24 protein-coding genes are annotated in these 24,078 nt (G+C 45.5%); 2 read left to right on the forward strand and 22 right to left on the reverse strand.

What is annotated here, in order from left to right; genetic code table 11:
• Window positions 1-6: 6 nt before the first annotated feature.
• From NSQ83_RS12215 to NSQ83_RS12250, 8 genes are all read right to left on the reverse strand, one after another.
• The gene (locus NSQ83_RS12215; RefSeq protein WP_198878643.1) at window positions 7-1,425 is read right to left on the reverse strand and encodes a bifunctional 2-methylcitrate dehydratase/aconitate hydratase; all 1,419 of its coding nucleotides are present in this window, start codon (window positions 1,423-1,425) and stop codon (window positions 7-9) included.
• Window positions 1,426-1,439: 14 nt separating this feature from the next.
• A complete protein-coding gene (gene mmgD / locus NSQ83_RS12220) occupies window positions 1,440-2,558 on the reverse strand; it encodes a citrate synthase (protein WP_195727816.1) in 1,119 nt (372 codons plus the stop codon).
• Window positions 2,559-2,591: 33 nt separating this feature from the next.
• Window positions 2,592-3,731, reverse strand: a complete 1,140-nt coding sequence (locus NSQ83_RS12225; protein ID WP_088326451.1) for an acyl-CoA dehydrogenase — start codon at window positions 3,729-3,731, stop codon at window positions 2,592-2,594.
• A gap of 27 nt (window positions 3,732-3,758) precedes the next feature.
• Complete coding sequence (locus NSQ83_RS12230) at window positions 3,759-4,622, reverse strand: 3-hydroxybutyryl-CoA dehydrogenase (protein WP_163259850.1); 864 nt, start codon at window positions 4,620-4,622, stop codon at window positions 3,759-3,761.
• A 24-nt stretch (window positions 4,623-4,646) separates the two neighbouring features.
• Complete coding sequence (locus NSQ83_RS12235; RefSeq protein WP_015714233.1) at window positions 4,647-5,828, reverse strand: acetyl-CoA C-acetyltransferase; 1,182 nt, start codon at window positions 5,826-5,828, stop codon at window positions 4,647-4,649.
• Between the two features lie 126 nt (window positions 5,829-5,954).
• On the reverse strand, window positions 5,955-6,686 hold the full coding sequence (locus tag NSQ83_RS12240) for a glycerophosphodiester phosphodiesterase (RefSeq protein ID WP_015714234.1): 732 nt from the start codon (window positions 6,684-6,686) through the stop codon (window positions 5,955-5,957).
• A 78-nt stretch (window positions 6,687-6,764) separates the two neighbouring features.
• Window positions 6,765-7,385 (reverse strand): N-acetylmuramoyl-L-alanine amidase, encoded by a 621-nt coding sequence (locus NSQ83_RS12245; RefSeq protein WP_198878642.1) that lies wholly within the window; start codon window positions 7,383-7,385, stop codon window positions 6,765-6,767.
• 19 nt (window positions 7,386-7,404) lie between these two features.
• The gene (locus tag NSQ83_RS12250) at window positions 7,405-7,701 is read right to left on the reverse strand and encodes a hypothetical protein (protein WP_014480225.1); all 297 of its coding nucleotides are present in this window, start codon (window positions 7,699-7,701) and stop codon (window positions 7,405-7,407) included.
• A 307-nt stretch (window positions 7,702-8,008) separates the two neighbouring features.
• Between NSQ83_RS12250 and NSQ83_RS12255 the strand changes: the two genes are divergently transcribed.
• Together NSQ83_RS12255 and NSQ83_RS12260 are read left to right on the forward strand one after the other, a co-directional pair.
• Entirely contained in the window at window positions 8,009-8,161 is a 153-nt protein-coding gene (locus NSQ83_RS12255; RefSeq protein WP_014480226.1) for a hypothetical protein, read from the forward strand.
• 72 nt (window positions 8,162-8,233) lie between these two features.
• Window positions 8,234-9,352: an NADH-dependent flavin oxidoreductase gene (locus NSQ83_RS12260; RefSeq protein ID WP_198878641.1), complete on the forward strand. Its 1,119-nt coding sequence runs from the start codon at window positions 8,234-8,236 to the stop codon at window positions 9,350-9,352.
• A 465-nt stretch (window positions 9,353-9,817) separates the two neighbouring features.
• Here NSQ83_RS12260 and spo0A read toward each other — a convergent pair whose 3' ends face one another.
• The 14 genes from spo0A to accB all read right to left on the reverse strand — a co-directional run bounded on the left by spo0A (window position 9,818) and on the right by accB (window position 23,992).
• Window positions 9,818-10,621 carry a sporulation transcription factor Spo0A gene (gene spo0A, locus NSQ83_RS12265; protein WP_128441713.1) on the reverse strand — a complete coding sequence of 268 codons (804 nt, stop codon included), beginning with the start codon at window positions 10,619-10,621 and terminating at the stop codon, window positions 9,818-9,820.
• A gap of 275 nt (window positions 10,622-10,896) precedes the next feature.
• The gene (gene spoIVB / locus NSQ83_RS12270) at window positions 10,897-12,177 is read right to left on the reverse strand and encodes a SpoIVB peptidase (RefSeq protein WP_004398697.1); all 1,281 of its coding nucleotides are present in this window, start codon (window positions 12,175-12,177) and stop codon (window positions 10,897-10,899) included.
• A gap of 174 nt (window positions 12,178-12,351) precedes the next feature.
• Window positions 12,352-14,082 (reverse strand): DNA repair protein RecN, encoded by a 1,731-nt coding sequence (gene recN, locus NSQ83_RS12275; protein ID WP_029726732.1) that lies wholly within the window; start codon window positions 14,080-14,082, stop codon window positions 12,352-12,354.
• 36 nt (window positions 14,083-14,118) lie between these two features.
• Window positions 14,119-14,568 carry an arginine repressor ArgR gene (argR, locus tag NSQ83_RS12280; protein WP_003230265.1) on the reverse strand — a complete coding sequence of 150 codons (450 nt, stop codon included), beginning with the start codon at window positions 14,566-14,568 and terminating at the stop codon, window positions 14,119-14,121.
• A gap of 97 nt (window positions 14,569-14,665) precedes the next feature.
• Window positions 14,666-15,511: a TlyA family RNA methyltransferase gene (locus NSQ83_RS12285; RefSeq protein ID WP_128441715.1), complete on the reverse strand. Its 846-nt coding sequence runs from the start codon at window positions 15,509-15,511 to the stop codon at window positions 14,666-14,668.
• Entirely contained in the window at window positions 15,508-17,409 is a 1,902-nt protein-coding gene (dxs, locus tag NSQ83_RS12290; RefSeq protein ID WP_003245985.1) for a 1-deoxy-D-xylulose-5-phosphate synthase, read from the reverse strand. Before dxs ends, NSQ83_RS12285 begins: the two co-directional genes overlap by 4 nt.
• A 174-nt stretch (window positions 17,410-17,583) precedes the next feature.
• Window positions 17,584-18,474: a polyprenyl synthetase family protein gene (locus tag NSQ83_RS12295; protein WP_003230262.1), complete on the reverse strand. Its 891-nt coding sequence runs from the start codon at window positions 18,472-18,474 to the stop codon at window positions 17,584-17,586.
• The gene (locus NSQ83_RS12300) at window positions 18,464-18,718 is read right to left on the reverse strand and encodes an exodeoxyribonuclease VII small subunit (protein WP_003226409.1); all 255 of its coding nucleotides are present in this window, start codon (window positions 18,716-18,718) and stop codon (window positions 18,464-18,466) included. Before NSQ83_RS12300 ends, NSQ83_RS12295 begins: the two co-directional genes overlap by 11 nt.
• The gene (gene xseA / locus NSQ83_RS12305) at window positions 18,715-20,061 is read right to left on the reverse strand and encodes an exodeoxyribonuclease VII large subunit (RefSeq protein WP_198878640.1); all 1,347 of its coding nucleotides are present in this window, start codon (window positions 20,059-20,061) and stop codon (window positions 18,715-18,717) included. The genes NSQ83_RS12300 and xseA overlap by 4 nt, the downstream gene beginning before the upstream one ends.
• A gap of 137 nt (window positions 20,062-20,198) precedes the next feature.
• Complete coding sequence (gene folD / locus NSQ83_RS12310; protein WP_003230259.1) at window positions 20,199-21,050, reverse strand: bifunctional methylenetetrahydrofolate dehydrogenase/methenyltetrahydrofolate cyclohydrolase FolD; 852 nt, start codon at window positions 21,048-21,050, stop codon at window positions 20,199-20,201.
• An 11-nt stretch (window positions 21,051-21,061) separates the two neighbouring features.
• Complete coding sequence (gene nusB, locus NSQ83_RS12315; protein ID WP_003230256.1) at window positions 21,062-21,457, reverse strand: transcription antitermination factor NusB; 396 nt, start codon at window positions 21,455-21,457, stop codon at window positions 21,062-21,064.
• A gap of 263 nt (window positions 21,458-21,720) precedes the next feature.
• Complete coding sequence (gene yqhY / locus NSQ83_RS12320; RefSeq protein ID WP_003230254.1) at window positions 21,721-22,128, reverse strand: fatty acid biosynthesis protein YqhY; 408 nt, start codon at window positions 22,126-22,128, stop codon at window positions 21,721-21,723.
• Between the two features lie 20 nt (window positions 22,129-22,148).
• Window positions 22,149-23,501 carry an acetyl-CoA carboxylase biotin carboxylase subunit gene (gene accC, locus NSQ83_RS12325; RefSeq protein ID WP_003230253.1) on the reverse strand — a complete coding sequence of 451 codons (1,353 nt, stop codon included), beginning with the start codon at window positions 23,499-23,501 and terminating at the stop codon, window positions 22,149-22,151.
• 11 nt (window positions 23,502-23,512) lie between these two features.
• Complete coding sequence (gene accB, locus NSQ83_RS12330; protein WP_198878639.1) at window positions 23,513-23,992, reverse strand: acetyl-CoA carboxylase biotin carboxyl carrier protein; 480 nt, start codon at window positions 23,990-23,992, stop codon at window positions 23,513-23,515.
• Window positions 23,993-24,078 lie beyond the last annotated feature (86 nt).

A 24,078-nucleotide genomic window follows, 5' to 3' on the forward strand; every position in this document is an offset into this window, starting at 1 on the left:
CCCCTTTTACATGCAGAACATGTCTACGAATTCATTTACGCGCATCGTTTGTAATGTCTCATAGCTGGTACAGCGCTCATAAATGTGTTTGTGCTGTTTATCAGGAAAATGGGTTTTGAGATTGTCAGAAAACTTTTCCAGCAGTTTCGGCACTGCTTCCTCTCTTCGAAAACGATGGCCGAGGGGAAACTCACATTCCACCATTTCCGTGCTCGTTCCATCTTTAAAATGAACCTGAACGGCATTTGAGATGGAGCGTTTATCAGGCTTCAAATAATCCTCGGTATATGTTTTATTTTCAGTCACTTCCATTTTATCACGAAGTTTATCTATTCTCGGATCATTCGCTGTTTCAGCTTCATAATGCTGTGCGGTGATATCACCAAAAAGCAAACCGATTGCTGTAATGTATTGGAGACAGTGATCACGGTCTGCCGGATTGTGGAGCGGGCCTTTTTTATCAATGATACGGATAGCGGATTCATGCGTTCTGATGACAACTCGGTCTATCTCGTCAATCCGGTTCTTTACCTGCGGGTGAAGAATGACGGCGCACTCCGCCGCTGTCTGGGCGTGAAATTCCGCAGGATAAGACACTTTAAATAACACATTTTCCATGACATAAGCGTCGAGCGGACGGGCAAGCTCGATCTCTTTCTTATTGAATAAAACGTCTTGGAACCCCCAACCCGGTGCACTCAGGGCTGTCGGATAACCCATTTCCCCTTTTAACGACATCAGCGCCAAATGAACACCTCTGCTCGTTGCATCTCCTGCCGCCCATGATTTACGCGAGCCCGTATTCGGTGAATGGCGGTATGTCCTCAATGCTGCATTGTCAATCCATGCATTCGAAAGCGCATTTTTGATTTCTTCTCTTCCGCCGCCCAAAAGCTTTGCTGCAACAGCAGTTGTCGCAACTTTGACAAACAGCACATGGTCAAGGCCAACTCGATTTAAGCTGTTTTCTAACGCCAGCACACCTTGGATCTCGTGTGCTTTGATCATCATCTCAAGTACGTCGCGTACTGTTAACGGCTCTTTTCCTTCAGACAGCCTCACTCTTGATACATAATCAGCAGCGGCAAGGATTCCTCCCAAGTTATCGGATGGATGCCCCCACTCCGCCGCCAGCCACGTATCGTTGTAATCGAGCCAGCGAATCATGCAGCCGATATTAAACGCTGCCCTCACAGGATCGAGAACATATGACGTTCCCGGCACTTTGCTTCCATTGGGCACAGTCGTTCCTGGAACAATCGGGCCAAGCAGCTTTGCGCATTCCGGATACCGTAGCGCCAAGATCCCGCAGCCCAGGGTATCCAGCAATACATGCCCCGCTGTTGTATACGCTTCGGCACTTGTAATCTCTTTTTCAAGCACATAGTCTGTGATTTCTTCGATAACACGATCCGTTTTCGGCATTCTACCAGCTCCTTTCATGATTTTGTTTGATATCGCGGGCCCATGTAACTGACACGGGGACGGAAGAGCCGATTATTGGCATGCTGTTCGATCACATGGGCGCATAAACCGGACGTTCTTGCGCTGAAAAAGATCGGCGTATATAAAGGAATCGGTATGCCGAGCATCCAATACACTGGGGCAGCATAGTAATCCAAATTCGGGTAAAGCCCTTTTTCCTTCTCCATCAGCCGCTCACCCGCTTCGCACATCTCATATAAACGATGGTCACCGGCTTTATCGCATAATTGCTGCAGTGCCTCTTTCATCATGAGTGCTCTCGGGTCCATTTTTTTCATATACACCCGGTGGCCGAAGCCCATGATTTTTTCTTTTCTTTTCAGTTTTGTTTGCAGAAGCTGCTCAAAATCAGATGTCGTTTTTGCCTCCAAAAGCAAATACATCACAGCTTCGTTTGCTCCTCCGTGGAGATTCCCTTTCAGGGAAGCGACAGCCCCAGTCAAAGCCCCATAAAGATCTGAATGTGTAGATGCAATGACCCTGGCCGCAAAGGTTGAATTCGGCATCTCATGCTCACTGTACAGGACGAGCGACCGGTCAAAAATCTGTTCTTCCAATGCAGACGGCAATTTCCCTGTCATCATGTAGAGAAAATTCGCACTGTAGGATAGGGTTTGAAGCGGAAGAATCGGTTCTTTCTTATTAATGATCCTGTAGCTGGCAGCAGTGAGGGCAGGCATTTTCCCAAGAAGCTGATAGGCGCGTTCTTTGTTTGCGGAAGGAGACCGATCATCAATTTGCCGATCATAGCCAGCAAGTGCCGACAGGCCGGTACGCAGACTATCCATTGGATGAGTGTCCTCAGGGAGCAGCTCAAGCAGACGGAGATGATCAGCAGGCAGGCTTGAGGCACTGATTATTTTACGTTCCAGCGTCTCCATTTCACTTTCTTCTGGCAGCCTGCCCTCCAGCAATAAATGGACAAGCTCCAGATAGCTTTTTGTTTCAGAAAGTTCTATTAAATCATAGCCTCTTATCAAAATCTGGCTGGACTGCGTGTCAAGATAAGAAATATGAGTTTCTGCCGCAATTACACCGTCCAACCCTGGAGAATAATGCTGTTTCTCCTCCATATCCTCAACCTCCGTTTTTGCGTTTTTTGTCTATCAGGTTCCGCCAAGCAAATACTTGGAAATAATCAGTCTTTGAATCTCGTTCGTCCCTTCATAAATTTGCGTCACCTTTGCATCGCGAAGCAAGCGCTCAACTGGATAATCCTTCATATAGCCATATCCCCCATAAATTTGAACGGCGTCTAACGCCGCCTTTACGGCTGCATCGGAAGCAAATTGTTTAGCCATAGACGCTTCTTTTCCACAGTTTAGGCCGCGGTTATGAAGGTCTGCAGCGTGGTAGACAAGATGTCTTGCCGCCTCAGCTCTAGTCGCCATATCAGCCAGCTTAAATGATATGCCTTGATTGGCTGCAATCGGCCTTCCAAATTGCACTCGCTGCTTCGCATAATCAACGGCATGCTCAAGAGCCGCCTCTGCAATTCCGAGGGCCTGTGCCGCAATGCCGATCCGACCGACATTTAAATTCGCCATGGCAATGTGAAAGCCATCCCCCTCTTTGCCAAGCAAATTGGCTTCAGGCACTTCTGCATTATCAAAAATCAGTTCCGTAGTATTGGAGCCATAAAGCCCCAGCTTTCTTTCTTTTTTTCCAACGGTAAAACCGGGTGTGTTTTTTTCAACAATAAAAGCCGAAATCCCGTGCCTGCCTTGATCTGGAGCTGTTAAAGCAAATGTGATATAGATATCAGCTGCTCCGCCATTCGTTATGAATATTTTCGATCCGTTTAATAGGTATTTGCCGTTCTTTTTGATTGCTGTTGTGCGGAGGCTCCCGGCATCCGACCCCGAGTGAGGCTCCGTTAGTGCAAATGCGCCCAAATGGTCTCCTGACGCGAGCTTTGGTATATATTTCATCTTCTGTTCTTCGTTGCCGAAATACAGAATCGGATTCGTGCCGACTGAGGTATGAACGGAGAGAATCACGCCGACAGCCGCGCTGATTCTAGAAATCTCATGAATCGCCAAAATATAAGAAACAACGTCCGCTCCAGCACCGCCGTATTGTTCCGGCACCGGTATTCCCATCAGTCCGTGTTTACCCATTTTTTTGATCAGCTGAAAGGGAAATTCGTCCGTTTTCTCCATGATTTCCGCAGCGGGAGCAATTTCTTTTCGTGCAAAATCACGCACCATTTTTCGCATCATGACTTGCTCTTGGGTTACATGCAACTCGGCCACCCCCGGATGGAATAGACTTCAGGAAGTCTTCTCCTCATAGTCATAAAAACCGCGTCCGCTCTTTTTGCCAAGCCAGCCTGCTTTGACATACTTGCGGAGCAGCGGGCAAGGACGGTATTTGGAATCGCCAAGGCCTGAGTGAAGGACTTCCATAATTGATAAACACGTATCCAGTCCGATAAAATCCGCTAATGCAAGCGGACCCATCGGATGATTCATGCCCAGCTTCATCACTTCATCTATTGCCTCCGGCTTCGCCACTCCCTCATACACGCAATAGATGGCTTCATTAATCATTGGAAGAAGCACACGGTTGGAAACAAACCCAGGAAAATCATTGACTTCTACCGCTGTTTTCCCCATCTTTTCCGCTAATGCCATAACATCTAAGGCCGTTTCTTCTGATGTAGCCAAGCCGCGAATCACTTCTACCAGCTTCATTACAGGGACGGGATTCATAAAATGCATGCCAATAACCCGTTGAGGCCGGTTTGTTACAGCAGCGATTTCTGTAATAGGCAAGGAAGATGTATTGCTGGCCAAAATCGTATGAGGCGGGCACATGCGATCAAGCGTTTTAAACATCTCAGTTTTTGCCGCCATGTTTTCTGCGATAGCCTCAATCACAATGTCCGCATGCTCTGCCTCCTCAAGCGTTTGAGAAATCGAAATGCGGCTGATTACACTCTTCACTTCCGTCTCGGTCCTTTTTCCTTTCTCAGCATCACGGGCCAGCTGTTTCTTCAGCCGTTTCAATCCTGCCTCCGCGGCCTCTGGATTCACATCATACATCCGCACATAAAAGCCCGCGTCGGCAGCTGTTTGAGCAATTCCGCTTCCCATCTGACCTGCGCCAGCTACCATGATTTGTTTGATTTCCATTCAAATCCCCTTTTTCATCATGTTTTAATGAACCTGCACTAAGACGGCGTCTCCCTGTGCTGCCCCGCTGCAAATAGCGGCAACGCCCAGACCGCCTCCCCGTCGCTTTAATTCATAAACAAGCGTCATGAGAATTCTCGCACCGCTCGCGCCGATCGGGTGGCCGAGCGCGATCGCACCGCCATTCACATTTACTTTTTCAAGATCGAAACCTACGATTTTTTCACATGTCAAAACAACTGAAGCAAAAGCTTCATTTACTTCAAACAAGTCAATATCTTGGACAGTTAAACCGTTCTTTTTCAGGAGCTTGTTAATAGCAAACCCCGGCGCTGCCGCCAGCTCGTGCGCTGGCATTCCCGTAGTTGAAAAACCAAGAATTGTAGCCAGAGGCCGTTTGCCAAGCTCAGCAGCTTTTTCCTCAGACATCAGCACGAACGCGCCGGCTCCGTCATTGACTCCAGGAGCATTGCCGGCTGTGATAGAACCGTCACTTGCATAAATCGGAGCAAGTTTTGCGAGCTGATCCAGACTTGTGTCACGGCGAATCGCTTCATCTTTATCAACAACGTTTGGTTTTCCTTTTCGACCGATCCAGTTGACGGGAACAATTTCATCCTGAAACTTCCCTTCATCGGCGGCCTTAGCTGCCCTTGCATGACTTCTCAACGCCCATTCGTCCTGCTCTCTTCGTGAGATTGCATATTCCTTGGCAGCTGTATTTCCGTGAACAGCCATGTGCACCTCGTCAAATGCGCACGTTAATCCGTCATACACCATTAAGTCCCTAAGCTCGCCGTCCCCCATCCGTGCTCCCCAGCGCCCGGCGGGAACGGCATACGGAATATTGCTCATGCTTTCCATCCCCCCGGCAACAAGTATGTCCGCATCCTGCGCCCGAATCATTTGATCACATAAAGTGACAGCGCGAAGGCCGGAAGCACAGACTTTATTCAGTGTTTCTGACGGCACACTCCAAGGCATTCCCGCCAGACGGGCAGCTTGACGGGAAGGTATCTGCCCTGAGCCGGCCTGGACAACCATGCCCATGACGTTTCCTTCTACATCATCTCCAGAGACTCCAGCCCGTTGCAGCGCCTCCTTCATCACAATGCCCCCAAGCTCAGCAGCTTTCACCTCTTTCAATACTCCGCCGAATTTGCCAAATGGCGTTCTTGCAGCACTTACAATGACTGTTTTCCTCATGGTTTCACCTCATTCAGAAGATAGACAGCGCTTACAATTTCTAGTTGTCTTCTATGAATGTATGCTTTGAAACGGGCATGAATGAATGAAAAAAGAAGGCTGCGTCAAACAGCCTCCTTCTAACAACTATTCATTTTTCAGCAATGCCGAAGCCTTTTCTGGAAAGTCGGTAAACATGCCGTCTGCTCCCGCTTCAATGAGACGCTTCATATCTTCCGGACGATTGACTGTATACGGCCTTACCTTAATCAAACCGTTCCTCATTTTCTTCAGTACTTCATCTGTGACCCCTGGGCTGTTTAACTTCGGGTGATAGCCGGAAGCCGGAATAGACGCGATATATCGATCTGCCTGATAAAGCACATCTGAAGTTAATACTGCCCGTTCGATATGCGGTGCAAGCCGGGCGCATAGCGCCAAGCTGTCATGATTAAACGTGGATAGGATGACTCTGTCCTCTACATTAAATCGCTTCACTGCCTCCAGCACTTTTTCTTCCATTCCCTCATAGCGGATCACGCTGTTTTTTAATTCAATGTTGATGAGAAAATCCTTTTTTACCGCCCACGAGAGCACATCTTCTAGCAGCGGCACTTTTATATCGCTGTACGCTTGATCGTGACCAGCGGCCGCATTTGCAGTCTTTACCTCATCATAGGCTGTATCCTTCACGAATCCTTTAAGTGATGTCGTGCGATTAAGTCTTTCATCATGAATTACAACAATGCGTCCGTCTTTCGTCAGCTGTACATCAAGCTCTATCCCATCCGCTCCGGCTTCAATTCCTTTTTCAAATGCAAGCATTGTATTTTCGGGAAATTGACCTGATGCCCCCCGGTGGGCAAAAATCTTTGTCATCGTTTCACCTCAAACCCTAAAGTTTTCTCCATTATACTTATTTTGTCGGTTCCACTCTAGGATTAAGGCTGTATCAATCTACTGATCATAATAAGAATCAATGCCGTTGACAATCGCATCTGCGGCCTTTTGCTGGTATTCTTCACTTCCCAGCTTGTCCGCGTCAGAGCTGTTCGTGATAAACCCAAGCTCCGCCAACACACTTGGCATTTGTGAATATGTAATGACGTAAAAGTCTGATTCTTTCACGCCCCTGTCTCTCGTTTGTAAGGAAGAAACGAGCTCTGACTGAATATCGGATGCGAGACGCCGGCTGTTCTTCCCTTCATAATCAGATTGAAAATACGTTTCTGTTCCTGAAGCTGAAGCAACCCCTGAATTCACATGAATGCTGACAAAAAGGTCAGCCTGATTGGCACTTGCCTTAGCCACTCTTTCCTCCAAGGTCAGAAAATGATCGTCAGACCGGGATGCAACAGGATTGGCTCCCTCCTCTTTTAGTTTGTCTGTCACATGCTCTGAGACAGCCAAATTAATATCCTTTTCAAAGAGCCCGTTTCCGACCGCTCCACTGTCTTCACCGCCGTGTCCGGCATCAATATACACTGTTTTCCCTTCTATCGGCTCTGCTGCCTGTGCACAAGGCGCGAGCGTCAAAGCCAATCCGCACAGCGCCAAGCTCCTCCATAACATTCTCAACTTACTCCCTCCGGTCTTTTTATGACGAGTTCTTTCGCAGCTGAATATCTTCCAGCTGTAAAGTTCCATTATCCTTCTTTGTATATTTCACCAGGACATGTGTCTGATCTGGCAGTGATTCACATTCATCACGTTTATCCTTCGGAACTTGTATCATGGTTTCTTCTCCATTAAGAGAAACCGCAATCGTATGAGGATCAGCCGAGCCAATGTATTTTCCCTCTTCGGTAAACCTTGGCACTGAGTCATCCGCACTTGCGACACTGCACCCCGAAAGAAAGAGCGCAGTAAACAGCAAAAGAACCGTTTGTTTCACATGACCACCTCTTCCTGATGTTTGGCTTTTATCTTTGACCAGAATGGCAAATTTGTAAAGACAACGCGAATGCAGGCGAGCAAGTTCCATGATTTTCAAAAGGGCTATACGACCCGATCATTTCCTGTTGTTAGAAAGATAACAAGCAGATTTGTCTATGAGGATGGCTCTAATTGAGGCGCCAATTAGAAAAAATTAGCGGAAAGAAGCAACTTTTTATTCATTTTAAAAAATTTGAGAATAGGGTGAGCAAATCGTTTGACGGGTGGGTCAGCCAAGCGTAACCTTTTAAAGGATATTTACTTTATTGAAAGAAGTTAAAGCCATGAAAAAATTCGTTCTGCTGCTGGCGGCAGCTGTCATCACATGCTCCATCGGCCACCAAATCAGCGGCGGCTACAAAGGCCCCGAAAAAGAGCGGCGAAAACATCACTCTGCACTCAAGATATTCAGTCGGTAAAGCAGATCAATTGCATTAATTTTTACATATAGGCTAGAATATGTGCGAATCCAAACGAAAGAAGATGATCAAATGAATCATAAGTATAAGCCACTTTTTGAACCATTTACGTTTAAAAGCGGCGTTACAATCAACAACCGGATCGCAGTAGCACCGATGACTCATTACGCTTCTAATGAAGACGGTACAATATCTGAAGCGGAGCTCGACTACATCATCCCCCGTTCAAAAGAGATGGGAATGGTGATTACAGCCTGCGCAAATGTTACACCGGACGGAAAAGCATTCCCCGGGCAGCCGGCCATCCATGACGATTCCAACATTCCAGGTTTAAAAAAGTTAGCACAAGCCATTCAGGCACAAGGCGCTAAAGCTGTTGTACAAATTCATCACGGCGGCATCGAATGCCCGTCTGAGCTCGTTCCTCAACAGGATGTTGTGGGGCCAAGTGACGTGTTTGATAACGGCAAACAAATTGCTCGCGCATTAAAAGAAGAAGAAGTGGAAAACATTGTGAAGGCGTTTGGAGAAGCGACAAGACGCGCCATTGAAGCCGGCTTTGACGGTGTCGAAATTCACGGTGCAAACGGCTACTTAATTCAGCAGTTTTATTCTCCGAAAACCAACCAGCGCACGGATCGCTGGGGAGGAAGCCATGAAAAACGATTAGCCTTCCCGCTCGCTATTGTCGATGAAGTGAAAAAAGCCGCTTCAGAACATGCGAAGGGTGCGTTCTTAGTCGGCTACCGTCTGTCTCCGGAAGAACCTGAGACACCGGGATTGACAATGACTGAAACTTATACGCTTGTTGATGCTTTAGGGGATAAAGAATTGGATTATCTTCATATCTCACTGATGGACGTGAACTCAAAAGCGCGCCGCGGTGCAGATCCGACTCGCACACGCATGGACTTATTGAATGAACGCGTCGGAAACAAAGTGCCGCTGATCGCCGTCGGTTCCATCCATTCCGCTGATGACGCGCTTGCCGTCATCGAAAACGGTATTCCGTTAGTCGCTATGGGACGCGAAATTCTAGTTGACCCTAACTGGACGGTAAAAGTAAAAGAAGGCCGTGAAAAGCAAATCGAAACAGTGATCAAAGGCACAGATAAAGAAAAATATCATTTGCCTGAACCGCTTTGGAAAGCAATTGTGAACACGCCAGGCTGGGTGCCTTATAAAGATTAATGTGCAAAAGACTGCCGAAACGATTCGGCAGTCTTTTTCCCTTTATATAAATAGTTTGTGTACACATCTAAACAGCAAAAGAAAGAGCTCCCCACCAACTTCGAAAAGAAAATCTAGGAAAAACCCCTCACGCTTTCTTGCTTTTTTCTTTTTCATTCGTACGTCTCCTTTTAACATTAATACGCCTTACTTACGATTTTGCAGGAGAAAGGTTTCATTTTATAACGGACACATCTAGAGTCGATCATGCTTCGTGATCCTATAAGATGTATGAATGGACCAAGAGTGCAGGTAATACCGCCATTTGCTTTCCTTACTTTTCAAACCCATCCTTTACTATGTGCGGATACTTAATATTCTTCTCCCATACTAACAAATGTCCCCAAAACAAAACGCCTCCTATTTATCAGCGCAAACTAATAAATAAAAGACGTTTGATTTAATGACCACTTAATAAGCTCATGTTTAAGAAGCCTTATGCTCTAACCTCAGCTTATCCGCAACCATTGCAATGAACTCCGAATTTGTCGGTTTAGCTTTTGTCATGCTGACAGTATAACCGAACAACGAGGAAATGGAATCAATGTTTCCTCTGCTCCATGCCACTTCAATTGCATGGCGGATCGCTCTTTCTACACGGCTTGCGGTTGTGTTGAATTTTTTGGCGATGTCCGGATAGAGAACTTTTGTAATGCTGCCGAGCAATTCGATGTCATTGTATACCATTGAGATTGCTTCGCGCAGATAGAGATAGCCTTTAATATGGGCTGGGACGCCGATTTCATGGATAATGCTTGTGATGCTCGCGTCGAGATTTTTCTTCTTTGGTTCAGGCTGGCTGTTGCGTATAATACTGCTTTGCGATGATGGCGCACGATGCGTCACACTGCTGGCATTTCCGCTGACCTGGCGGATATGACCGACAAGGTTTTCCATATCAAACGGTTTGAGAATAAAGTAGGACGCGCCTAAATCGACGGCCTTTTTCGTGACATCTTCCTGCCCAAAGGCTGTCAGCATAATGACATTCGGCTGTTTTTTCAGATCTGATTCCCTCAGCCTCTCTAAAACCGCAAGTCCGTCTAAATGCGGCATAATAATATCTAATACGAGCACATCGGGATCTTTTTCTTTAAACAGCGACAGGCATTCCTGTCCGTTATAAGCAACGCCGATCACTTCCATGTCTTCCTGTCCTTCTATATATTCACTTAACAGGCTTACCAGCTCTCGATTATCATCAGCAACACAAACTTTAATTTTCTCCACGTTTCTTCCTCCCCAAATGTAGTTAACAGGATTCACCCTTGCTACATGTTTACATTCGACAAAACCGCTATATACCCTCTAAAAAAATCATAATCACCAATATTAGTGGCATATCTTTGTTATTCTATGTTTTTCTCTGTTTTTCGACTAAAAATGAAATTTGACAAACAAGGAAACGTGAATTTGTCGAAAAATCTTCTTTTGTATATTTTACCGTATGTATTCTGAGAAGTGAAGAGGGATCAAAATAAAAAAACTGCCGGAAACTCCGGCAGTCAGCTTGCTTTTTCTTTTCCATAAATATCGATTCCTGCTTCTGACAGCATCCATTCAATATGAACACCGTAGCCGCTTGTCGGGTCATTTACAAATACATGGGTGACAGCACCGATCACTTTTCCATTTTGAATAATCGGGCTTCCGCTCATCCCCTGTACGATGCCTCCTGTTTCTTTCAACAGCCTTGGATCGGTAATTTTCAACACCATTCCTTTTGTCGCAGGGAATTTTTGCGGCGTTGTGCTGACGATTTCAATATCGAATTTTTCTACTTTGTCATCATCAATAACGGTTAAAATTTCAGCCGGCCCTTTTTTGACTTCGGTAGAAAACGCAACCGGCAATGCTTGATCTGATATGTTGTTTTGAATCGGCTGATGCAGCGTGCCGAAAATCCCAAACGGGCTGTTTCTGTTAATATCCCCGATCGTTTTGCGTTCTGAGGAAAATCGCGCCAGTTTTTCTCCCGGATTACCGCCTGTCCCTTTTTCAATTGATGTTACAGTGGATTTAACGATTTCTCCATTCTCCACTACAATTGGTTTCTTTGTGTCCATATCGGAAATCACGTGGCCAAGTGCTCCGTATTTTTTTGTTTTCGGTTCATAAAAGGTCATAGTGCCGATGCCGGCAGCAGAATCTCTGATATATAACCCGATTCTGTATTTGCCTTCTCCTTCATCCTTTTCTGGGATCAGCTTCGTTTTGATTTTCTGTTTGTCACGTTTGATCAGTAAGTCTAAAGATTCACCAGTTTTCCCAGCCTTTTGAATAAATGGGGCTACATCATTCATTTTTTCAATTTTCTGTCCATTCATCTCAATAATGATGTCGCCCGCTTCAATTCCTGCCGTTTCTCCCGGAGATTTTTTGCCTTCACTTGTATTGATTTGATGAAATCCGACGACAAGAACACCGACGGAATGAAGTTTTACACCGATTGATTGTCCGCCAGGTATAACCTTTAAATCAGGAAGAACATGCACTTTTGTTTTTTTAATTGGAAATCCGGCAAGATCATATACTAATTCTGACTCACCTGATTTTTTGCCCGTCACCTTGATTTCATGCGGATCTTTCTTTACTGTAAACGCTTCTGAGGATTCTGATGTCTGAGCGTTTACCGATAAACTCGTTTCAATCGCTTGTGTTTGGGTTTCAAATACTCTCATTTGCGTTGGAATCAGTAAATATTCTTTTAGCGGTTTGCATAAACCTACACTTAATAACGAAACAAGGAGAATTAAACCTACTGCTTTTCTGATATTATCGGGCATTCACTACTTCACTCTCCTCGCTCCTATCCCACACCTTCTTTATGACTTGTTGCTACATCATTTAATTTTGCCTTCTGACGGCTTATTTATAACTGTCATATGAAGAAAAACATTGGATATACTGATGAACGAATGGATGTGCACGAAAAAAATAAGCTGCGCTTCTCGCGCAGCTTACCCAGTTGTTTTGACTTGATCCGCTTGTTTTAAAAGTTCTTTCGCATGGCGTTTCGTTAAATCGGTTACTTCGACACCTGCAATCATGCGCCCGATTTCCGCTACCTTTTCCTGCTTAGAGAGCGGCTTGACACGTGTCGTCGTTCTGCCGTCTTTTAACTCCTTCGCAATATAAAGATGCGTATCGGCCATGGCAGCCACCTGAGGCAGGTGTGTAATGCACAGCACTTGTGATCCTATTGACACCTTATGGATCTTCTCAGCAATTGCCTGTGCGACCCTGCCGCTTACACCGGTATCAACCTCATCAAAAATGATCGATGTCACATCCTGTTGTGAGGAAAAAATGCTTTTTATGGCAAGCATCACCCGTGACAGCTCTCCACCTGAAGCGACTTTCGAAAGGGATTTCAGCGGCTCGCCTGTATTGGTCGAAATTAAAAACTTCACCAGGTCAATCCCTTGTTCAGTCAGCTGAACGGGCTGGCCGTTTACAAGCGGAGCTTCTTCATTGCGTGACGCTGTTCTGACCTTAAATTCCGTATCAAAAGTTGATTTTTCCATGTACAGGCTTTTTAATTCCCGATGAATCTCATCAGCCAGCTTTTTCGCCCATGTTTTTCGGATTTGTGACACATTTGCCGCTTCCACTGCGACATCTTTGCCGACGGAGTCAAGCTCCTTTTTCAAGCTTTGAAGGTGGCTGTCCCTGTTTTCAATTTGGTCAATCTCTTCTTCAATTTTAGAAGCATATTCCAAAATGTCTTCAACAGTGGCACCGTATTTTCGTTTCAGCTGTTTGATTTCATTAAGTCGCATCTCAATATAGTTCAGGCGTTCCGGATCAAATTCAAGCTCATCCAGCATATTTCTCATCTGAAATGTGGCATCCTCAAGCAAATAGTAGGAGTTCGAAACACTTTCAGACATTTTTTTCAGCGGTTCATTAATATCAGATATATCTTCAAGCTGCGCTGATGCCATTCCAACCCAGTCCAATCCGCCCTGCTCACTGCGAAGCGCGTTATATGCATTTTGCAGCGACTCATATATCTTCTCAAAGTTTGAAATTTGCTGGCGCTCTTCTTGGAGCTGTTCATCTTCGTTAAGCTCAAGCTTTGCCGATTCGATTTCTTCGAGCTGAAATTGAATAAGATCAAGACGATGGGCCATTTCCTGTTCGCTTTCAGAAAGCTGCTTAAGCTTTTTGAGCAGCTTCATATACCGCTGGTACCCTTCCTGATACGTTTTAAGCGCGCTTTCCACTTCGGCCCCGGCAAACTTGTCCAAAAGCTGGAGATGATTTTCGTCTTCCATTAACAGCTGGTTATCGTGCTGCCCGTGAATATCTAATAAAAGCCTGCCGATCTCTCTTAGCGAAGCAATCGTGACAAGCTTGCCATTGACACGGCAAACGCTTTTCCCGCTCGTGCTGATATCCCTTCTCATGACGATCATTTCGTCTGAAACGTCGATTCCCTGCTCAGCGCATACGCCTAAAACAGGATGGCCGCTCTCCAACAGAAACAGCCCTTCAAGTTCGGCTTTTGCTTCCCCATATCTAACAAATTCAGATGATCCGCGGCCTCCGACTAAAAGAGAAATGGCATCTATGATGATGGATTTGCCGGCTCCGGTTTCTCCTGTTAAAACCGTAAGCCCGCGTTCAAAAGAAACCGTCAGTTCCTCAATAATGGCAAAGTTTTTAATCGATAGTTCAGCTAACAAACAGCATTACACCTCTTATCTTTGTTAGATTTTCTGTTACAGCAGTTCAAGGAGCCTGTTTTTTACGCCTTCTGTATCTTCAGGAGTCCGGCAAATAATTAAAATCGTATCATCTCCGCAAATGGTCCCCATCATTTCATCCCAGTCCAAATTGTCCATCAGCGCCCCGATTGCCTGGGCATTGCCCGGCATCGTTTTCAGCACAATCATATGGCTTGCTGAGTCTATTTTCACAAATGCGTCCATCAATGCCCGCTTTAGCTTTGACAGCGGATTGAAACGCTGGTCCGCCGGAAGACTGTATTTGTAAGAACCATTATTTGTAGGCACTTTTACAAGGTGAAGTTCTTTAATATCCCGTGATACCGTGGCCTGCGTTACTTTGTATCCATCCTGCTTTAGCATGTCGACCAATTCATCCTGCGTTTCGATTTCATTGCTTGTAATGATCTCTCTGATTTTAATATGCCTCTGGCCTTTGTTCATGTAAGCACCTCTATTTCCAAGCTTATCTGTTCTTTTATGTTATATGATTCTCTGCACATTGTACATGAATGCAGAAAAAAGGAATAATAGCGCCCTATTATTCCGGTACATCTGCTTTTTTTTCTTTTAACGTCTTATGTGCTTCTTCTACAACGCGCATGATCGCTTCTTCCGGCAGTTCCTGGCCTTCCTGTCCCTCTCCCGGCCAATGCAAATGAAGGAGAAACTCAATATTTCCGTCTCCTCCCGTGATTGGAGAAAATGACAAGCCTTTACAGATATAGCCTTCAGCGGCAGAAAAACTGATCATTCGCTTGAGCACATCAGCATGCACTTTAGGATCTCTAACAATCCCTTTTTTGCCGACGGATTCCCGTCCCGCTTCAAACTGAGGCTTAACTAAAGCCATGCAGTCGCTGCCCGGTACGAGCAAAGTCCTTAGGACAGGCAGGATGAGCCGCAGTGAAATAAAGGACACATCAATTGTGGCAAACTCCGGCATGCCCTTTGTAAAGTCTGCCGGTGTTGCATAACGAAAGTTCGTCCGTTCCATCACGACGACCCGTTCATCCTGTCTAAGCTTCCATGCAAGCTGATTATAGCCTACATCCACAGCGTATGACTGTTTAGCTCCATTTTGCAAAGCGCAGTCCGTAAAACCGCCGGTGGAGGAGCCAATATCAATCATAATTTTATCTTTGACAGAGACGGGAAATTCCTTCAACGCTTTTTCGAGCTTTAAGCCGCCCCTGCTCACATACCTCAGCGGGTTTCCTTTGACGGTTAACGGAAGGTCGCGGTCAATTTTTTCTCCAGGCTTGTCCAAGCGGTTTTCGTTTGAATAGACGATCCCCGCCATAATGGCTCTTTTGGCTTTTTCACGCGTTTCCGCCAGCCCTCTTTCCACTAATAATACATCTAATCGTTCTTTCTTTGACGTCATGATCCAATTCCTTTGTGTGTCTTTGGCGGCATCAGTAATCTAATACGATTTGCCACCTGCTGTTTTGTCAGTCCAATTTCCTCAAGAAGCGCTGTTACACTTCCGTGTTCAATAAACCGATCAGGTATACCCATTCTGTCAATCGGAGTATGATATTCACCTTGATCATGAGCGAATTCTAAAATCGAGCTTCCGAAACCGCCTTCTAAGACCGCTTCTTCAATTGTTAAAATTGGCAAGCCTTCTTTTAGGATACTCTTCATCATCTTTTCATCAATCGGCTTAATAAAACGCGCATTCACAACGCGCACGGAAAGGCCTTCTTTCTGCAGCTCTTCGGCTGCTTCAATCGCCATTTCGATTGTTGTGCCGAATGTTAAGATGACAGCATCGTTCCCCGGACGCAGCACCTCCCACGTACCGATCGGAATCGTTTTCAACTGTTCATCCATTTTTACGCCGAGTCCGTTTCCGCGCGGAAAACGCATCGCTATCGGGCCTTCGTCATAGCTAAGTGCTGTATGAACCATGTGCTGGCCTTCATTTTCGTCTTTCGGCATCATTAAGACCATGTTTGGAATGTGGCGCATAAACGCAATATCAAACACGCCTTGATGTGTCTCTCCATCAGCGCCAACGAGTCCTGCACGGTCAATTCCAATAAACACATTGGCGTTTTGGCGGCAGATGTCATGGACAACTTGGTCATATGCCCTTTGCAGGAAGGTTGAGTAAATCGCCAAAAACGGCTTCATACCCTGCATTGCCATAGCTGCCGCCATCGTTGCGGCATGCTGTTCTGCGATTCCTACGTCGAACATCCGGTCAGGGAATTCCTTTGCGAAGCCTTCAAGCTTTGAACCGACAGGCATAGCCGGCGTAATGGCTACAATGCGTCCGTCCTCGCGCGCCATTCGCTGCACAGTTCCGCTGACAAGACCGCTCCACGAAGGAGCTGCGGCTTTCGGCTTTACAAAGTCACCGGTATTAATTTTATATGGTCCGGTACCATGCCATGTCCCAATCGTATCGGTCTCAGCCGGTTTGTACCCCTTCCCTTTTTTCGTAATGACGTGCAGAAGAACAGGGCCTTTCGTTTTTTTGGCGTATTGAAGATTCTCAATCAGCTCATGATAAGAATGTCCGTCCACTGGGCCCAAATACGTAAAACCGAGCTCCTCGAAAAACATTCCGGAGACGAGCATGTATTTCAGGCTGTCTTTGACCCGTTCCGCCGTGGCGGCAAGCTTGCCCCCAACTGCCGGAATCTTTTTAAATAAGTATTCAAGCTCATCTTTGACCCACTGGTATTTCCCCGCAGTGCGAAGCCGTCCGAGCATAGAGTGAATGGCACCGACGTTTGGCGCAATACTCATTTCATTATCATTAAGGATGACAATCATGTCTTTTTTCTCGTCGCCGATGTGGTTAAGGGCTTCGAGCGCCATACCGCCAGTCAGCGCGCCGTCACCAATGATCGGAATAATATATTCATCCGTTCCTTTAATATCACGGGCAGCTGCCATTCCCATCGCGCCTGACAGAGAAGTCGAGCTGTGCCCGGTTTCCCAAACATCGTGCTCGCTTTCACTCCGCTTTGGAAATCCGCAAAGCCCTTTGTACTGGCGAAGCGTCGCAAATTCTTTTCCGCGTCCTGTCAGCAGCTTATGGACATACGACTGATGGCCTACATCCCATAAAAATTTGTCTTTCGGGCTGTTAAATTCCTTATGCAGGGCAACAGTAAGCTCTACGACACCTAAGTTTGGGCCGATGTGGCCGCCGGAAGCGGATAAACTTGTAATTAAAAACTGACGGATTTCATCACTTAATTTCTCTAATTCATCAATGGACATGTTTTTTAAAAACGACGGGTCCTGTATTGATAAAAGATCCAAAGCGGATCAACTCACTTTCAGCATGAATTTCTGCAATGATACATGTCTTTTGCATGCCGAGCTGACATTAATCTCAGACATAAAAAAAGACAAACGCGCTTTTCCTTTTCATTTTTCATATAAACTGCTTACATTTTACCATACCTCGTGCAGCCGCTTCAAATTAGGATCGTTTTAGTGATCTCTTGCCGCAATTAAATCACAAAGCTCATATAAAAGGTCTTTTTGAAGAGAGAGTCCGCCGATCAATCGCTTCGCCTCTTTTATATGAACATCCAATTTATGTTTGGCCCCTTCCAATGAAAGAAGCGACGGGTATGTCGATTTGTCATTTGTGGTATCCGAGCCGACACGTTTGCCGATTTTCTCTTCACTGCCTTCTAAATCTAAAATATCGTCTCTGATTTGAAATCCGATTCCAATGTGGCTGCTGAAGGTACGCAGTGTTTCAATGTCTTCCTCAGGCGCATCAGCCAAAATAGCACCGGCGATTACACAAAAGCCAAGGAGCTTGGCAGTTTTCCGTTCATGAATGGATTCGAGCTCTTCAAGCGTGACTTGTCGGTTTTCCGCTTCCATATCAGCTACTTGCCCACCGACCATGCCTTCGGTGCCTGCCGCTGAAATCAGTTCATTCACAAGGCGCAGGCGCTTTTCTGCTGACACCTCGTCTGACACGTGGGAGGTAATCAGCTTAAAGCTTTCTGTGAGCAGCCCGTCACCCGCTAATACTGCTGTCGCTTCACCAAACACTTTATGGTTTGTCGGCTTCCCGCGGCGTAAATCGTCATCATCCATGCATGGAAGATCATCATGAATTAACGAATACGTGTGAATCATTTCGACAGCACAGCCCACCGGAATGCCGTCTTTTTCGCTTTTTCCATATGCGTTTAAAACAGCCAGTACAATCAGAGGCCGCAACCGCTTTCCGCCGGCCTGTAGAGAATACAGCATAGATTTCTTTAATGAGTCCGGCATATCAAGCTTTTCTGTATAGACAGAAAGCTGATTTTCAATTGTTTTTTTCCGATCCGCCAGAAAGCTCGTTAATTTATTTGTCACCTTCGTCTTCCTCCTGAACACTGAAAGGTGCCAGTTCGCCGTCTTCTTTTAAAATGAAGTCCATTTGCTTTTCGACTTTTTGCAGCTTTTCATGGCACATTTTTGACAGAGCCATGCCTTCTTGGAAATAGTTAATGGCTTGCTCTAGAGGCACATCTCCCTCTTCAAGCTTTGATACAATGCTCTCAAGCCCTTTCATCGCTTCTTCAAATGTCATGTTTTCATTTTTTTTCACGTCTGTCATTTTTCTTCCCCTCTCTTTTCTAATACTTCACAGGTCAGCACGCCATCCTTCAGCTTGACTTCAAGCTGGTCCTGCTCTTCTATTTGACTGACACTTTTAATGAGTTTATCTTCTTTATAAGCCAAGCTGTATCCTCTTTCCATCACTTGAAGAGGACTTAGTGCATTCAGCTTGCCAAGAACGGTTTGAAATTGGGAATGCAGCTGCTTCATTTGGATATTCATATTTTTTCTCAGCTGATTTGTTTGTTCCTGGTATCGTGTTCTCGCTTGTTTCAGCTGTTCATGAGGATGCAGTGCCTCTAATCTGTACGTTTCACGCTCCAGCTGTCTGCTTTTCCGATCTAAAAGAGCGGTCAGCTGTGCTTGAAACTGCTGGTACGCGAGGTCAAACTGCTGCTCTTTTTGCGCATACAAACGCTTTGGAAAACGAAAGGCATAGGACGATTGCAGCGTTTGAATCCGTTCTTTTTTCTGGCCGAGGTGCTGCTGCATCGCTCTTGTCATTCTGACTTCCGCTGTTTTTGTGCGTTCGATTAAATCAGTGGTATGAGGCACAGCAATCTCAGCTGCTCCTGTCGGCGTCGCGGCTCTGATATCGGCGACAAAATCACTGATCGTAAAATCCGTCTCATGTCCGACTGCCGATATAATCGGAATATTGGAAGCAAAGATGGCGCGTGCTACAATTTCTTCATTGAATGCCCACAGTTCTTCTATCGAACCGCCGCCTCTCCCGACAATTAATACGTCGCAAATCTCTTTTTCATTTGCCTCTTCAATGCGCGTAACGATGGATCTGCTCGCATTTTCACCTTGTACGAGCGCTGGAAGAACAATGACTTTTACAAGGGGATATCTTCTTTTTAGAGTTGTAATAACGTCTCTGACAGCGGCACCCGTTGGAGATGTCACAACCCCGATTGTGGCTGGAAATGCGGGGATTTGTTTTTTGTAGCGGTCGTCAAATAAACCTTCTCCGGCAAGCTTCTTTTTTAATTCTTCGTACGCTAAATAAAGCGCTCCAACCCCGTCAGGCTGCATTTCTTTGGCATATAATTGATAGTTTCCGCTCGGTTCATATACGGAAATTCCGCCTCTGACCAGCACTTTCATTCCGTTTTCAGGTTTAAAAGGCAGACGCTCGCTTTGTCTCGCGAACATCACCGACTGCATTCTTGCGTTTTCGTCTTTTAAAGTGAAATAAATATGCCCTCGTGTGTGTATCTTTACATTCGACAATTCGCCTTTAATCCAAATATTTTCAAGGTGAGGATCTACATCGAATTTTCGTTTTATATACTTTGTCAGCGCTGAGACGGTCACATACGCTGCTTCACCCATGTCTAAAAACTCCTCTCCTAAGCATTCCTGCACCATAACTAAAGAAAACCCGCCCTGGCTTTAGGAGCCTGAAGAAGCGGGTATCGTGCTCATATTCAAGGCGGGTAAACATTTCGCCTGTGAATATCTCCAATTATCTATGATAACGTACGTTTCGCAGATTTAACAGTATTATGCGCAAGCATCGTGATGGTCATCGGACCTACTCCGCCCGGAACCGGCGTGATGAAGGACGCTTTTTCCTTTGCCCCTTCAAATTCAACGTCTCCGCAAAGCTTTCCGTTTTCCAGACGGTTAACGCCGACGTCAATGACAACAGCGCCCTCTTTGATCTGGTCTGCACTGATGAAGTTGGCTCTGCCGACTGCCACCACCAGGATGTCCGCTTTTTTCGTATGTTCAGTAATATTTTCTGTTCTTGAATGACAGTAAGTAACCGTCGCGTTTTCATTTAATAAAAGCTGGCCGACAGGTTTGCCGACAATGTTGCTTCGGCCGACTACAACAACCTCTTTACCGGAAAGGTCAATATTGGTTTTCTTCAAAAGCTCAACAATTCCATGAGGCGTGCAAGGAAGAAACGTATCTTCGCCAAGCAGCATTTTCCCTACGTTTAACGGATGAAAACCGTCTACATCTTTATCAGGAGAGATACGTTCGATCACCGCTTTTTCAGAAATATGGTCTGGGAGCGGAAGCTGAACGAGAATGCCATGAAACTCAGGGTCTTGGTTATATTGATCAATAATGGAAAGCAGTTCAGCTTCTGTGAGGCTGCTGTCAAATTGATCGAGCTTGAAATTCATTCCCATTGTTTCTGCCGCTTTTTTCTTTCCTCGCACGTAAGAGTGAGAAGCAGGATCATCTCCAATCAAAATAACCGCCAGTCCGGGAGTGACGCCTTGCTTTTTGAGCTCTTCTACCTCTTTTGCCAATTGTTCGCGTTTTTCTCTAGCCGTTTCTTTTCCGTCGATGATTGTTGCAGTCATTTTCTTTCCTCCTATGATTGTTCAATATCAGATTTAATGTTAGAAAGAACCCCGTTTACAAACTTTGTCGCTTTGTCATCACCAAACCGTTTTGCCAGCTCAATCGCTTCGTTCATGGAGACATTCACCGGAATGTCTTCGGCATATGCCATTTCATATGCTGCCAGGCGCAAAATCGCACGGTCAACATTGGCAATCCGATCGAGCTTCCAATTCACCAGATGCTTGGAGATCATTTCATCCAGCTGGTCTTGGTGTTCCAATACCCCGTGTACAAGCTGTTCAAAGAAAGGATCTGTTTTTTCTTCATCCAGTGCGTGTTCTATGGCTTCATTCACTGCAATATCGCTGACATCAATTTGAAATAGTGCCTGCAAAGCTTTTTCTCTTGCTGTTCTTCTTTTCATTTTCTTTCTCCTTTGATCCTCTTTATCCGCTTGTCGTTAAGCCACAAAGAGATCATAACATATTTTTTTCGTATCCGCATATTGAAATCAAGGTTTTTTTACCCTATTACCGAATATTTTCACACACCTTAATATGATTATTCGGATTTCACGTTCATGAAGAAACTCGGCTATGTAAGCCGGCTTTCTTCATGCTTTGAAATAAAGGGTAACGTGTAAAAAAACCAAAGGGCCGCCCTCCCCTTGGTTTCGTGTTAAGCCATTTACATTTCTTCGTCGATTTGGACTTCTTGGGCTTTTGTGTCAAATTGAATGCCGACGATGTGAATATTGATCTCGTTAATCGAAAGAGACGTCATATTTAATAAGGTTTGACGAATGTTTTCCTGAACGGATGCTGCAACTTTCGGAATCGAAACGCCAAATGTAACGACACAGTATACATCGATCGTAATTCCGTCATCCGCTAGGTCGACTTTGACACCTTTGCCATGATTCACTTTGCCAAAGCGCTCAACGACGCCTGTCGCAAAGTTTCCGCGCATTTCGGCAACCCCATCAACTTCTGATGCTGCAATGCCGGCAATGACCTCAATGACCTCCGGTGCAATCTCAACCTTACCCAAATGCGTATCTTCGTGATCCATTTTAAGCAAGCTGTTGTCTTTCATTCAATTCACCTCCGTAAAAATTATGAGCCCATTACATCATATGTTTCTAAAAATTTCGTATTAAACTCTCCGCTCACAAATGTTTCGTGTTCAAGCAGTTTTAAATGGAAAGGGATTGTTGTCTCAATGCCTTCGATGACGAATTCGCTCAATGCGCGCTTCATGCGGGCAATCGCTTCATCCCTCGTTTTTCCGTATGTGATGACCTTTGCAATCATGCTGTCATAGTACGGTGGGATGGAATAGCCAGGGTACGCAGCTGAATCGACACGGACACCAAGACCGCCAGGAGGCAGGTACATTTTAATTTCACCAGGTGACGGCATGAAATTTTTGCTTGGGTTTTCTGCGTTGATTCGGCATTCGATGGCCCAGCCTTCAAATTCAACATCCTCTTGCTTGAGGCTCAGTTCCATTCCTGATGCCACTTTGATTTGTTCCTTGATCAGGTCAGTTCCCGTCACCATTTCTGTGACTGGGTGCTCCACCTGAATTCTCGTGTTCATTTCCATGAAGTAATAGCGCTGTTCATTGTAGTCATAGATAAATTCAACTGTTCCAGCGCCTGTATAGCCAACCGCTTTTGCAGCCTTTACCGCTGCATCTCCCATTTGCTCCCTGATTTCTGAGTCAAGGGCAGGAGATGGTGATTCTTCCAAAAGCTTTTGCAGGCGTCTTTGGATCGAGCAGTCGCGTTCGCCCAAATGGATCGTATTTCCGTAGTTATCAGCAAGCACTTGGATCTCAACGTGGCGAAAATCTTCTATGTATTTTTCGATGTATACACCTGGATTCCCAAATGCAGTTGCCGCTTCCTGCTGTGTAATCTTAATGCCATTAATCAGTTCCTCTTCCGTGCGGGCAACCCTAATTCCTTTTCCGCCTCCGCCTGCGGTGGCTTTTATAATTACAGGATACCCAATTTCATTAGCAAGCGAAACCGCTTCTTCCACATTTTCTATAATTCCCTGTGAACCCGGTACGATTGGCACGCCGGCCTGTTTCATCGTTTCCCGCGCAACGTCTTTTGTTCCCATTTTTGAAATGGCGTCAGCGCTCGGGCCGACAAACGTGACATTAACTTCTTCACATAATTCAGCGAAATCAGCATTTTCAGCTAAAAATCCGTATCCCGGATGAATGGCGTCCGTGCCAGTCAGCTTTGCAACACTCACAATATTTGTAACGTTTAAATAGCTGTCTTTTGATGCTTTCGGTCCGATACAAAAAGCTTCATCGGCCATTTGAACATGAAGGGCATCTTTATCAGCTTCTGAATAAACAGCGACAGTCTCAATTCCGAGCTCTCTGCAGGCTCTGATGATTCTGACAGCAATTTCTCCTCTGTTGGCGATCAATAGCTTTTTAATCATGTTCAGTCTCCTTACTCCGCTTTTACAAGAAATAGAGGTTGTCCGTATTCGACCAGCTGGCCGTTTTCTACTAATACTTCAACGATTTCGCCTTTCACTTCTGCTTCGATTTCGTTGAAAAGCTTCATCGCTTCTACAATGCAGACAACTGTGTTTTCATTTACTTTTGAACCGGCTGTTACATACGGGCCAGCTTCCGGTGATGAAGAAGCATAAAATGTTCCTACCATTGGTGAAGTGATTTTATGCAGATTCTCATCTTGCTTTGGTGCTTCTTGGGCAGGTGCCGCTGCTTGCTGCGCTTGCGGCTGAACTGCCTGCGGAGCCTGTGCTTGTACAGGTGCTGCCGGTGCCTGCTGCATGACTTGAACCGTGCCTGCTTCGTGTTTTTTCAGTTTTAAGGATACACCTTCATTTTCATATACGAATTCGTCAATTGTAGACTCGTCAATTGCTTTAATCAGCTCGTTGATTTCTTTGATATTTAACATTCAATCGCACTCCTATGTATGAAATTTCTTTTTTATAGGTTACTACTAAAAGTACATACTATGTTCATCTTACAGGAGCGGACTTT

The sequence above is a fragment of the Bacillus sp. PS217 genome, from assembly GCF_037963535.1.
Lineage (GTDB): Bacteria > Bacillota > Bacilli > Bacillales > Bacillaceae > Bacillus > Bacillus subtilis.

Excerpts from the sequence above, each read along its gene's own strand:
- NSQ83_RS12260 (WP_198878641.1), top strand. The coding sequence starts at position 8,234 with ATGAATCATAAGTATAAGCCACTTTTTGAACCATTTACGTTTAAAAGC.
- xseA (WP_198878640.1), bottom strand. The coding sequence starts at position 20,061 with ATGGGTGAAGCAGCGTATGTGACCGTCTCAGCGCTGACAAAGTATATA.
- nusB (WP_003230256.1), bottom strand. The coding sequence starts at position 21,457 with ATGAAAAGAAGAACAGCAAGAGAAAAAGCTTTGCAGGCACTATTTCAA.
- NSQ83_RS12300 (WP_003226409.1), bottom strand. The coding sequence starts at position 18,718 with ATGACAGACGTGAAAAAAAATGAAAACATGACATTTGAAGAAGCGATG.
- yqhY (WP_003230254.1), bottom strand. The coding sequence starts at position 22,128 with ATGAAAGACAACAGCTTGCTTAAAATGGATCACGAAGATACGCATTTG.
- accC (WP_003230253.1), bottom strand. The coding sequence starts at position 23,501 with ATGATTAAAAAGCTATTGATCGCCAACAGAGGAGAAATTGCTGTCAGA.
- NSQ83_RS12235 (WP_015714233.1), bottom strand. The coding sequence starts at position 5,828 with ATGAGGAAAACAGTCATTGTAAGTGCTGCAAGAACGCCATTTGGCAAA.
- spoIVB (WP_004398697.1), bottom strand. The coding sequence starts at position 12,177 with ATGCCCGATAATATCAGAAAAGCAGTAGGTTTAATTCTCCTTGTTTCG.
- argR (WP_003230265.1), bottom strand. The coding sequence starts at position 14,568 with ATGAACAAAGGCCAGAGGCATATTAAAATCAGAGAGATCATTACAAGC.
- NSQ83_RS12285 (WP_128441715.1), bottom strand. The coding sequence starts at position 15,511 with ATGACGTCAAAGAAAGAACGATTAGATGTATTATTAGTGGAAAGAGGG.
- NSQ83_RS12240 (WP_015714234.1), bottom strand. The coding sequence starts at position 6,686 with ATGACAAAGATTTTTGCCCACCGGGGGGCATCAGGTCAATTTCCCGAA.
- NSQ83_RS12230 (WP_163259850.1), bottom strand. The coding sequence starts at position 4,622 with ATGGAAATCAAACAAATCATGGTAGCTGGCGCAGGTCAGATGGGAAGC.
- NSQ83_RS12215 (WP_198878643.1), bottom strand. The coding sequence starts at position 1,425 with ATGCCGAAAACGGATCGTGTTATCGAAGAAATCACAGACTATGTGCTT.
- accB (WP_198878639.1), bottom strand. The coding sequence starts at position 23,992 with ATGTTAAATATCAAAGAAATCAACGAGCTGATTAAAGCAATTGACGAG.
- mmgD (WP_195727816.1), bottom strand. The coding sequence starts at position 2,558 with ATGGAGGAGAAACAGCATTATTCTCCAGGGTTGGACGGTGTAATTGCG.
- folD (WP_003230259.1), bottom strand. The coding sequence starts at position 21,050 with ATGACTGCAACAATCATCGACGGAAAAGAAACGGCTAGAGAAAAACGC.